This is a genomic window from Aquimarina rhodophyticola, from assembly GCF_042434915.1.
Taxonomy (GTDB): Bacteria; Bacteroidota; Bacteroidia; order Flavobacteriales; family Flavobacteriaceae; genus Aquimarina.
Map to the genome: position 1 here is coordinate 1,699,944 of NZ_CP170198.1, position 12,412 is coordinate 1,712,355.

The 12,412-nt window shown below is 35.7% G+C and carries 8 protein-coding genes; 3 read left to right on the forward strand and 5 right to left on the reverse strand.

What is annotated here, in order from left to right; translation table 11 throughout:
- Window positions 1–6: 6 nt before the first annotated feature.
- Window positions 7–2,082: a M1 family metallopeptidase gene (locus tag ACE939_RS07445; protein WP_378188286.1), complete on the reverse strand. Its 2,076-nt coding sequence runs from the start codon at window positions 2,080–2,082 to the stop codon at window positions 7–9.
- A gap of 102 nt (window positions 2,083–2,184) precedes the next feature.
- Here ACE939_RS07445 and recG point away from each other — a divergent pair, with 102 nt between their 5' ends.
- Window positions 2,185–4,287: an ATP-dependent DNA helicase RecG gene (recG, locus tag ACE939_RS07450; protein WP_378188287.1), complete on the forward strand. Its 2,103-nt coding sequence runs from the start codon at window positions 2,185–2,187 to the stop codon at window positions 4,285–4,287.
- A gap of 369 nt (window positions 4,288–4,656) precedes the next feature.
- Window positions 4,657–5,349 (forward strand): DUF6261 family protein, encoded by a 693-nt coding sequence (locus tag ACE939_RS07455; protein ID WP_378188288.1) that lies wholly within the window; start codon window positions 4,657–4,659, stop codon window positions 5,347–5,349.
- Window positions 5,350–5,544: 195 nt separating this feature from the next.
- Here ACE939_RS07455 and ACE939_RS07460 read toward each other — a convergent pair whose 3' ends face one another.
- Together ACE939_RS07460 and ACE939_RS07465 are read right to left on the reverse strand one after the other, a co-directional pair.
- Window positions 5,545–6,159 carry a hypothetical protein gene (locus ACE939_RS07460; RefSeq protein WP_378188289.1) on the reverse strand — a complete coding sequence of 205 codons (615 nt, stop codon included), beginning with the start codon at window positions 6,157–6,159 and terminating at the stop codon, window positions 5,545–5,547.
- Window positions 6,160–6,307: 148 nt separating this feature from the next.
- Window positions 6,308–8,482 (reverse strand): endonuclease, encoded by a 2,175-nt coding sequence (locus tag ACE939_RS07465; RefSeq protein ID WP_378188290.1) that lies wholly within the window; start codon window positions 8,480–8,482, stop codon window positions 6,308–6,310.
- A 263-nt stretch (window positions 8,483–8,745) separates the two neighbouring features.
- Here ACE939_RS07465 and ACE939_RS07470 point away from each other — a divergent pair, with 263 nt between their 5' ends.
- Window positions 8,746–8,934, forward strand: coding sequence for a hypothetical protein (locus ACE939_RS07470; protein WP_378188291.1), 189 nt, complete (start codon window positions 8,746–8,748; stop codon window positions 8,932–8,934).
- A 70-nt stretch (window positions 8,935–9,004) separates the two neighbouring features.
- Here ACE939_RS07470 and ACE939_RS07475 read toward each other — a convergent pair whose 3' ends face one another.
- Window positions 9,005–10,189, reverse strand: a complete 1,185-nt coding sequence (locus ACE939_RS07475) for an acetate/propionate family kinase (protein WP_378188293.1) — start codon at window positions 10,187–10,189, stop codon at window positions 9,005–9,007.
- Window positions 10,190–10,244: 55 nt separating this feature from the next.
- A complete protein-coding gene (pta, locus tag ACE939_RS07480; protein ID WP_378188294.1) occupies window positions 10,245–12,338 on the reverse strand; it encodes a phosphate acetyltransferase in 2,094 nt (697 codons plus the stop codon).
- Window positions 12,339–12,412 lie beyond the last annotated feature (74 nt).

A 12,412-nucleotide genomic window follows, 5' to 3' on the forward strand; every position in this document is an offset into this window, starting at 1 on the left:
TTTTGATTATGGGGTTAACTTTGTTGTCAAATACTCTTGCTGTTCTTTTGACAAACGATCCCTTAAAACTACATATTTCTTTTGATATTTTGAATCCAGAAGCAATTTATCCAAAATATTTCGACATTGATTTCTAAATCTCCAATTATAATGAGTAGCACCATCTATCAAATTGATCAATGACTCATCAGAAAAAATTTGTAAACTCTCCAAATAGGTGAAGGCATTCTCACGGGTACTAAAATGATATTTGGACGAGGTATACCCCGCAAGCTCTCTATAATAAGTTGCGTGGTTAGCAGTATTAAAATTAGGAGTGCTTAATGCTAATACTAACCACAGTATACGTACATTTTTATCATTAAAGCCAACTATGTTTTTGGTTTGCTCAAGATAGGTAGTTCGCTTTTCTGGAAAATTAGACCACAAAAAATATAATGTAGGTTCTATGGTAGCATAAGAACTATCTGTCAATAAATTTTCATACGGTTTTTGTAGGTCTGGCATAATCTCACTAACTGTAGTTGCGATGGCTTGTCGAACCAGTATATTATTAGTATCAAAAGCTTTATTGTACAAGGCTAAGGCTTCTTGTGTGGTTTGACCTTCTAATTGATAAACGGCCTCTTGCGCCATGTACTCATTAACTGGGAATGCAAGTGCCTGAGCGAGAAGCCCCCACTTACCTGCCAAGGGTTGGGTACGCTCTTGTGCCAAACTTAAATAGGCTTTGATAAAATCTGACTTAGTTAATATATTTAATGCTTCTTGTGCTGGGAATCGCACATTTATCATCCATTTCTTTTTAAAATCTGATAATTTAATACCACTTACCTGCTCTGCTATGTTCAAAAAATCAGAAGTGGTAACATTTTTAAATTGGTATGTTTGAAGGTATTTTTTTATAGTTTCTTTAAAATTTGTATCTCCAATTAAATTTCTAAGAGCATGTAATGTCCAAGCGCCTCGTTGATAAAAAGTAAGAGAACTTGCCTTTGGATCTAATAGCGCTGTCGCCTGATCTGTTTTGGATAGCGCAATTAATTGTTCGGCGCTTTCATATAATTTGAACTCAAAATAGTCATCGCCAAAGATTTCACGCTCTGCTAACAGTGCATAATAGGTAGCAAACCCCTCCTGCAGCCAATGGTGTGTTCCTTCGGTTTCTGTTACTAGGTTACCAAACCATTGATGTGCTAATTCATGAGCATTCACACTTATATAATTGCGATCTTGATACGCTACTGAGTCTATGACAAAGGCATCAGAAAAAATAGTGGTCCCTGTATTTTCCATACCAGCATAGAGAAAATCTTTTACAGGTACTTGCTTATAATTTTGCCAAGGATAAGGCACACCTATTTCTTTCTCCAAAAAATCAAACATACGTTTACTATGACGGTAGGTAGGTTCTACTTTTACTTGATCTTCTGGATAATAATACATGATTAAAGGAATACCTGATGTTGCAGTTTCTTGCTTGTGTTGATACGCTCCTATAGCAAAAGCAACCAAATAACTGCTCATCGGCTGTTTCATATCGTAGGTCCAAGCTTGTATGCTATCATTGATCTGTTTTTTTTGGAGCAATGTACCATTTGCAATAACCTGTGCATCCTTTTTATACTGTATCGTTAAGTCAAAAATGACTTTTTCTCGCATGTCATCAAAACTAGGTAACCAATGGGAGGTATATTTACCTTGTCCTTGTGTCCAAATTTGATTTCTTCCTTGATAATCTTGTATAAAATATACCGCCTTTTTGGGCTTTGCCGTATACGTAATTGTCAGGGAATGTGTGGTATTTGGCTTTAGATTTGTTTGTAGGTTTATTGCATCATTACTATATGTATAGTCTATTTTTTTTTCGTCAAGCGAAAGCGCTTCAATCTGCATTGCACGGGCATCAATTGTTATTGTCTGTCTCGCTTCTAATACGTTAAAAACATAGCGTACATCACCAGAAACACTTTTTTCTTCGGCATTGACCAATAAAGTAGCGTCTGCAGTCAAAAAATCAACCGATTGTGCCGCTACGGTCAAACTAACAAGGATGCAACAATAGAATAGGATAAATTTCATAATAAGGTGTAATCAAATAGGTTGCCAAAATAACGATTTTATTGCGATTATGTGACAAGATTAGCTTTGATCTGTTTGGCAATAAATAGTATCTTCGTCCTTATGAATCCGAGTATGTTACAAACTCCAATTGATTATCTTAAAGGTGTGGGACCAAATCGTGCTGCTATTTTAAGATCAGAACTTGGGATTCATACCTATCAAGACCTTATAAATCTTTTTCCGAATCGTTATATCGACAAAACGCGATATTATAAAATTAATGAACTACAACGCAATGGTGCAGAGATGCAAATCGTTGGTAAATTGATTCATCTTAAAACTGTTGAGCAAAAGCGTGGTAAACGTTTGGTTGCAAAATTTATTGATGATACGGGTGAGATGGAGTTGGTATGGTTTCGCGGACATAAGTGGATTAGAGAAAATCTAAAACTCAATGTACCGTATGTAATTTTTGGAAAAGTTACTTACTATAATGGATTTAGTATGCCACATCCCGAGATGGAATTAGTAAGTGAGCATGAAAAAAATTTAAAGATCGGCATGCAACCGATCTATCCATCTACCGAAAAGCTTGCTAACAAAGGTATTACCAATCGAGCAATTAGTAAGATGGTGCAACAGGTATTTATTGAGACCAAAGTTAGGTTTTATGATACCTTACCAACCGATATACTAACATCTCTCAAATTGATTAGTAAAAGTGAAGCTGTTTTAAATATTCACTTTCCCAAAAATCAAGAACTATTATCCAAAGCACAGTTTCGCTTAAAATTTGAAGAGCTCTTTTATATACAACTACAACTCATTACCAAAAACTTGCTTAGAAAACAAAAAGTAAAAGGATACCCCTTTACCGAAGTGGGAGAGCATTTTAATAATTTTTATAACAAGCATTTACCCTTTGATCTTACGAATGCTCAAAAACGAGTGATCAAAGAAATTAGAAACGATATGGGCAGTAGTGCCCAAATGAATCGCTTACTACAGGGAGATGTAGGCTCTGGTAAAACAATTGTTGGTCTTATGGCTATGCTCCTAGCGATTGATAATAACTTTCAAGCTTGCATAATGGCACCTACCGCAATTCTTGCCAATCAACATTATCAAGGCATACAAGAACTGGTAAAGGATTTGCCGATAACCGTTAAACTTTTAATGGGAAGTACAAAGACCAAAGAGCGTCGTATCCTGCATGAGGAGCTTGAAGCTGGTACGCTTAATATACTTGTAGGTACACACGCCATCCTCGAGGATAAAGTTAAATTTAATAATTTAGGACTTGCTATCATTGACGAGCAACATCGTTTTGGTGTAGCGCAGCGTTCAAAATTATGGCATAAAAACACCTATCCTCCACATATCTTGGTAATGACCGCAACTCCTATACCTCGTACGCTAGCCATGAGTTTGTATGGGGACTTGGATATTTCTGTAATCGATGAACTACCACCAGGACGTAAAGCTATTAAAACAGTGCATCGATTTGATAGCAATCGTTTAAAAGTTTTTAAGTTTATTGAAGATGAAATCAAGAAGGGTAGACAGATTTATATCGTATATCCTCTAATACAGGAGTCTGAGGCTATGGACTATAAGGATTTGATGGATGGATACGAGAGTATCGCAAGATCTTTTGCACCACCTACCTACCAAATTTCAATTGTACATGGACAAATGAAACCTGCCGATAAAGATTATGAAATGGATCGTTTTGTCAAAGGCGAAACTCAAATCATGGTAGCTACCACTGTAATCGAGGTAGGAGTTAATGTTCCCAACGCCAGTGTTATGATTATTGAAAGCGCAGAACGTTTTGGTTTGTCACAACTACACCAATTACGTGGACGTGTAGGTCGAGGTGCAGAACAAAGTTTTTGTATTCTTATGACCAGCCATAAATTATCAGAAGATAGTAAAACTCGATTAGAAACTATGGTGCGCACCAATGATGGGTTTGAAATTGCCGAGGTAGATTTAAAACTTAGAGGACCTGGTGATATTATGGGAACTCAACAAAGTGGAGTGCTCAATCTCAAAATTGCAGATATCGTTAAGGATAACGATATTTTAAAGTTAGCAAGATCCTATGCGCTCAAAATTTTAAAGGAAGACCCAAGTTTATCATTTGAAAAACACAAAGTAATTTTATATACCTATCAGCAAATGGCAAAACATAAAAATATCTGGAATTACATTTCGTAGCCTACAATCGTACGCAAACCGTATATAGTACTCTCACAACGCTGTTTATGGCACAATACTTTTATAAAAGTCATCAATAATGCTCCTGCAAACTGCGAGAACAAAAAAAATCATCAACATAGCTCCTGCAAATTGCAGGAAGAAAAAAAACCGTCAACATTGCTCCTGCAGATTGCAGGAAGAAAAAAAATGATTTTTTTGGCCCCTGCAATCTGCGAGAACAAAAAAAATGCTCTGCACGGCTCTCGCAAATTGCGAGAAGGTTTTACAATCGTTTATTTGGCTCCTGCAAATTGCAGGAAAAAAATAAGTGCTATTTCCCTCATTTTTATATTTTTATAGCACTAAACTTTTAAAACCTTACCTAACATGATTAAAGATGTATTTTATTCGTATTTAAATCCAGAGAATCTAACCCGTTTATCTAGGCAATCAATTAAGATCATTACCGATAACCATCCTAATCAAGATGCCTTTATAATGTTTATAGATAAACTTGATGCAACTACTACTGCTGCCGAAGCTGCAATTGGTACTACCACAAAAGAGCAACTTACCGACACCGTTTATCAATTAGACACCAATAGAGACCAAACTTTTATTGGACTAAGAGATCATTTATCGGCTGGACAACGCCGCCACCGCAATCAAGAGTATGCAAGTGCCTGTATGCGCTTATTATCGGTTATAGTAAAGCATGGACGTGATATTAGTAGATTACCATATAATGAAGAAAGTGCTGTAATCAATGCTCTTATTAATGAAATCACCTCTGCCAACTATGCTAATGATCTCGATATTACCCATACCAAAGCATGGGTTAATGAGCTACAAAAAGATCAAGAAGCTTTTGAAAACACGTATGTGCAACGTACTGCAGAGAAAGTTGCTAATACTACCCTTACAGATAGAGAATCTGTAAAATTATTAAAACCAGAACTCAATAAGTTTTATACTTTGATCAATGCATTCTATTTGAGTGATCAAATACCTAATCTTGAAAAGTCTATAGATCAAATTAATGATACTATTGATCGAATTGTAGCTAGTGCTAAACGATAGTTTTACAGTACTGGGAAGGATTGAGTAAAAAGAACGTGTCACAAATGTATCTATCACATTTGCTTGGCACGTTTTTTTTATGCAACATCATAGTTATTTAAGAATATAAAACACCTATTAATTAATATAATGAACTATCTTTTTTAACACACTACAATTGATTTACTATGGTTATTAGAGGTGCGTACAGGCAACCTACTCTCCTCCTACTGCGCAGTGTTCAATATAAAAAGATAGTATCTCCTTAACATCTCTTTTTCTATATTCTCTAGTTTCAATTTTATTGACTAGTACAGGACAATCTTTAAAATAAGCCGAAGCTACTTTTTTAAAGTTTTTGCTAAAAATTTGATTGGAGCCAAGGTGTGTAATTCCTATTTCGCCTTCTTTATGTACGTAATAATTTTTTATAGGAGCACTCCCCGACGTTACAAAGCCGCTACCAAACTGGTCAGGTTCACCTCGCATAGTACGATAACTGCGATCATAGGTACGATATAAGGTCACCACACCTTGCTTAACCAATTCGACTACCACGTATGTATTGGTTCCTCGTACCCGTCGCTGTACATAATGTACCATCCCATAGGGTTCGTGTATTGTTGCTCTAGCGATACTATCAAAACTAAAGTCTTGAGCTTTATCCTTTTTTTCTTTTTTAAACTTTATTTTTCCCGAAGCTCTTATTTTACCTAAACCTATAAGCTGTTTTCCATCTTTATATGTTAAAATTGCGGTAGAACGTTGCGCATATACAGGATTATAAGAGAGCAAAATCGTTGATATTACTAGAAAAAAAATATATTTCATATGTTTTGAAAATATGATTTGAATTGGCAAAATATAAAATAATACACTAGCATCCCTAGTATCAATCACATTTAGCCATATTGCCCTTCAACAAAAAATCCGCAAAACTCTTAGTAATGCAGATTTAATACTAGTTTGGCAAGATGCATTATTGTTTTATAAAACGTTTAAAAACCGAATTAGAATTTGTAGTTACAGATACAAAATAAATACCTGTAGGTAGTTGTTTTAAAGAAATTTTCTTTTTAGAGACAGTTCCGCTACGAACTATTTGCCCACTATGATTCATTATTTTAAATTCTGAAGTATCTCCAAAAGACTTTTTTAAAACAATATAATCTTTAGCAGGATTCGGGTAGACTATTAAACCAACCTCATCCACAGTATTGATTTTTTTAATAGAATCCTTTAAACCATAAGAAGAACGTGCAGTACTAGTCGTACAAAAACTTGTTGATTCTTGTGCAGCATACCTTCCTCCAGATGCTAATACCGAATTTGTAGTAGTCCTAACCAATTGATAAGAACCATTGCCATAAGTACAACACATGCCATCACCATAGGCATCTTTAATTGAGAATGTGTAACATCCATTTGTTAATGTTCTAGTTAATGTTAGCGTAGTATTATCTGCTTGATTGGGATAGGGACCACCACTATACACAATTTGATTATCGCTATTTCTTAGTTCCCAACTCGTTTCTTCGGGATATTGGTCAAAAGTAATACGCAAGCGTACCCCTACTGTAGATGACCCAGGTACACCATCACCGTGCTTGCCTAAATCTACAAACGTATTTTGCGCAAAACTATCCCATTCACTACTAGTATACGACGCACTACCTGTAGTTACCGAGGTTCTACGTCTTAATGTTTTATCCTTGCCAAAATTTGCTGTTCCACCATTAAATACACCTACAATGTCTAGGAGATTAGCATCTTTAAACAATCCGATAGCATCATTGCCGTTAAAATTCATCTCTGTCGCATTAGAGCGTTGGTCGCTTACATTTATAATAGCACTAGAAGCTTGATTATTTGCAATTACATAGACCGCGCCGTTAGCTAATATGCCTGATAAGGATATCCCGCTAGACCAAGGTCCGGCACCGTTGGATTGTTTTTTAAGACGATATGCCGATAAATTAATAGTACTTCCCGTACGATTCACAATTTCGATAGCTTTATTATAGGATGAACCTTCAACATATTCTGAGATAAATACTGCATTGTGTATCTCTCCTGGATTTCCGTTTTGCGTGGTTACACTTCTCGAATTACTATTAGCAGACCGATTACCCGCTGCGTCCCTTGCTTTAATTGTAAACGTATACGTGGTTCCCATGGACAAACCTGAAATAATAGCTGTTGTATTTGACACCGTAGTATATAGACTTCCGTTACGATATATTTCGTAGCCAGTTACTCCAACATTATCGGTAGCCGCATCCCATATGAGTTGTGTGCTGGTTTGAGTGGTACTAGTGCTACTTAAATTTTTAGGCGCTGTAGGTGCCTGCATATCTTCAGCAGAACCTGTACCAAAACGATCTTCTGCTTGAGGGCCTCCCCAAATTGAAGTGGCAAATGCGGGATTATCGATAAACGGATTACGGTTCCCTTGTATACCTTCTAATAAAAGATTACGTTGCAATTCTAGTACAGATACAGGATCCTCAACATTCCATTGTAATAATAATTGTACCATATTACTATCATTTGCTGTAGTACTACCAACCGCAACGTTAGTAGGCAGACAACGATTGCCATACCGTATGTACATATAAAACATCATACGAGCCACATCACCTTTAAACTCGTCTCCAGGATACCAGTGACCTTGGGAGGTAGTTCCAGAATTTCCTGATCCATCGCCAAATTTACGACTCCCTCGGTTAGAGTTACGTTGTACATCTGAAGGTCTTAAATGATGAGCATCTGCGCCAGGTCCACTCGTTCCCAGATTAGGGTTACCTAATGATTTGGGGTATACATGTTCGCGATTCCAGTCAGTTGTGCCACCGCCATTATTATTAATTCCTCTCGTACGATCTGTAGTTGTGTTACCATCGGTATCATTATATCCATATAATAAAATAACTTTCCCTGATCCCAAGGGGTCTAGGTCTGTTTGTTTGAGTGCGTCCCAAACTCCAGGTGTATAAGATAAGAATGTTGTATGAGTATTTGTTACTTTGCTTGCCAGTTCATTTTTGAGCGATACACCTGTCAAATTAATATTGACATCACTATAATAATTAGGCACTTGACTGTAGCTTACCGCTATTGCTAGGAACATTAAAAAAAGTAAACCTTTCTTCATAATTTTGAGTTTGTGTTCATTAGTTCTATACAGATAGCAAAATACTACTTATTTATGAATACTATGTTGTGTAAAAAAACATGCAGCGTGTAATGGTTTTAACTCTTGTTAGTAAAATCACTCTCAAAACAAGCCAATTTACTGAAATTAAATAAGTTAATACAATAAAACCGTTGATTTATTGTGCTTTTCACACCTTCAAAAAAGTAAAATTTAAACTATATTTAAAATGTAGTAAGCGTAACTATTTAAACAACTTTCATATGAAACTTATCAAAAATCTAAAGGGCATTAAAACTTTAAGTAAAACTGAACAAAGTTCAATCAAAGGTTCCTTAGCCAACAGAGTATATTGTAATGGACCACATCAATGTTGTGTTAGATGGCCTAACGGACAAGAATTTTGTGATTACGGGTATTGCCAATCCAATGGTAATTGTATGTGGGCGTAAGCTACATTTGAAATTAGACCAGAAGTTCTAAGCTAGTATGTGTTTTATCGTACGTTGCTTAGAACTTTTTTTAATTAACAAGGTTGTATGCCTGCGCTGCGATTTCTACTTCTTCATTAGTCGGAATGATTAGTATTTTTACTAAAGCATTTGCTGTATGTATTTCACGAATTCCTTTTGATCTTATCATGTTCTTTTCGTGATCTAAGGTAATGCCAAAAGTTTCCATATCTGTACAAACTAATTTTCGCATAACACTTGAATTTTCTCCAATACCAGCAGTAAATACAATAGCATCGACTCCATTCATAGAAGCAATATAAGAACCAATAAACTTCTTTATTCGGTAGGCATTCATCTGCAAAGCTAATTGACAAGCTTTATCACCTTTTCCAGCCTGTGTTTCAATATCTCTAAGGTCACTGTAACCAGTAAGTCCCAGCATACCACTTTCTTTTTGTAACATTGAACTCACCTCCTCTAGTGAGTACCCTAGACTATTCACCAAATAAAATATAATTGCGGGATCTATGTCACCAGAGCGTGTTCCCATAATCAAACCATTCATAGGAGCAAAACCAAGCGAATGATCTATACTTTTACCATTTTGTATGGCGGTCATACTACATCCATTTCCTAAATGAATAGAAATCACTTTTTGATTTTTATTACCCAGATATTGAGATGCTTGTTGTGCAATATACTTATGACTGGTTCCGTGAAAACCATAAACACGAATATGGTGCTCATCTAAAAATTTATTCGGAATCGCATATTTGTACGCCTCTACGGGAATAGTGTGGTGAAATGCGGTATCAAATACAGCGACCTGCTTGGCTTCAGTAAAAATCTCTTCGGCTACCAAAATTCCTTGTAAATTTGCTGGATTGTGCAAAGGTGCTAAAGGAATCAAACTCTTAACTTTATTTTTGACCTCTTCTGTAATAAGCGTAGTATCGGTAAAATCACTTCCTCCGTGCACTACCCGATGTCCTACAACAGCCACTTCTTTCGGTGATTTTAATACTCCAATATTAGCATCCATAAGATAGCTAGATAAAAGTTCTAAACCTTCTTTATGCGTATTAATAGGTACAATTTTTTCTATTGATTTCTGATTTGATTTATAGGTAATTTGAGCATCTTTAAGACCGATTCGTTCTATAATACCAGAACAAATAACGGCTTTTTGTGGCATCTCAAAAAGTTGAAATTTGAGTGATGAACTTCCCGAGTTAAGTACTATTATTTTCATGAATACTTATTAATATAGAAAAATTATATACTTGTTTAAATATGTTAGTTAAGCTTTATAGTCCTTGTGCTTGGATTGCGGTAATGATTACTGTATTATAGACATCATCGACCGTACAGCCTCTACTTAAATCATTAACAGGTTTATTAAGACCTTGTAACATGGGGCCAATGGCTAGGGCACCAGTTTCTCGTTGTACGGCTTTATACGTATTATTACCAGTATTTAAGTCTGGAAAAATAAGCACACTTGCTTGTCCTGCTACCTCAGAATTAGGTAATTTACTTTTACCTACCCGCATATCAACAGCTGCATCATATTGAATAGGACCTTCGATCTTAAGTTCTGGATGGGTCTTTTTAACAATTTCGGTCGCTTTACGAACGATATCAACGTCTTCACCTTTACCCGAAGTACCAGAAGAATAAGATAGCATCGCTATCTTTGGTTCTATCCCAAATGCAGCAGCAGAATGCGCAGAAGAAATTGCGATTTCTGCTAACTCCTCTGCATTAGGATTAGGATTAATTGCACAATCGCCGAAAACAGATACACGGTCTTCTAAACACATAAAAAACACTGATGAAACAACCTTGACGCCTGGTTTGGTCTTGATAAACTGTAAAGCAGGTCGTATCGTATGCTGTGTAGTATGAACAGCTCCCGATACCATCCCATCAGCATGCCCCTTGTAAATCATCATGGTTGCAAAATAAGATACATCGGCCATCATGTCTCTAGCCATATCCATATTTACATTTTTATGCTTACGTAACTCATAAAAAGTTTTAACATAGTCTTCGTAGTGTGGAGATTTTGTTGGAAAAACAATATGAACCTTATCAAAATCTATAGGAATATCTAGTTTTACAGCTTTATTTTTAAGCTTCTTTTCATCTCCAATCAATGTTATTTCAACTACATCTGAAGCTAATAATCTAGAAGTAGCTCTTAAAATTCGCTCATCAGATCCCTCGGGTAAGACAATATGCTTTTTGTGCTGTAACGCTCTTTTCAATAAGTTATATTGAAACATCCGCGGTGTAATGCCTACAGGCTGAAACGTAATTAATCTATCGGCTAATTCTTCAACATTCACATATTTTTCAAATGTACTGATTGAGGTATCTATCTTTTTTGTATTGTCTGCATAAATTCTTGATTTAATAGCACCGATTTTATTGGTAATCGAAAAGGTTCCACTGGTAACCGAGATGATAGGAAATGATAAGGCAACACCCTCGATTAGTTTTAAAATAGAAGGCTCTGGTATTATACCTCCTGTTAATATAATTCCCGAAATCTTTGGATAATTATCTGAAATATTTGCCTGTAACACCCCCAAAATAATGTCGGCTCGATCACCTGGTGTAATTACAAGACTGTTGTCTTTGAGATGTGTCAGGTAATTACGCAATTGCATAGCACCTACCCCATAACTTCCTGCTTGATTGTTTAGAAATTCTTTTCCAAAAAGCACTTTTCCTTCAAGCTTATCAACAATCTCTTTTATCGTAGGATTGATTAAAGAGTCTACCTTTGGTATCAAGATTTTCTTTACATCCTCGTTAAAATTGAGAAGAAAAGCCTGTTCTAAGCCAGTCTTTTGATTCTCCGAAATTTTATTAGCCACAATTGCTAATATCTCGACGTCCTTGCTATTAAAACGATCGTAAGCGAGCTTAAGATTAGCAGTAGTATCTTCAATAGTTTTTTCAAAGCCACTTGCTACAATAATTGCTGGAATACCTAGGTTTTTTGCAACTATAACATTGATATCAAACTCTATAATACTACCCTCATCAGAAAAATCAGTTCCCTCGACAAGTACAAAGTCAAAACGATCCTCGAGATATTTATATTTTTGTATAATTACATCTAGTACTTCACCAGATTTACCTTGGTTATATTTTTTAAGTACTTCGCTACGTGTAAAAGCATATGCTTTTTTAAAATTTATATCAAGTTCAAAATGAGATATAACTGTTTGTATATGATTGTCAGTTTCTCCTTCTTTTGGATCATCTATAATGGGCCTAAAATATCCCACGCGTGCTACTTTACCTAACAACATTCTCATAAGACCTAACACCATTATAGATTTACCGCTATTAGGTTCGATCGTTGCTATATATACTGCTTTACTCATTAACCATTATTTTAAAAAGACATATATGATAATTAGAATATCATGTGTAGAATTTCATGTATACTTTATCATAC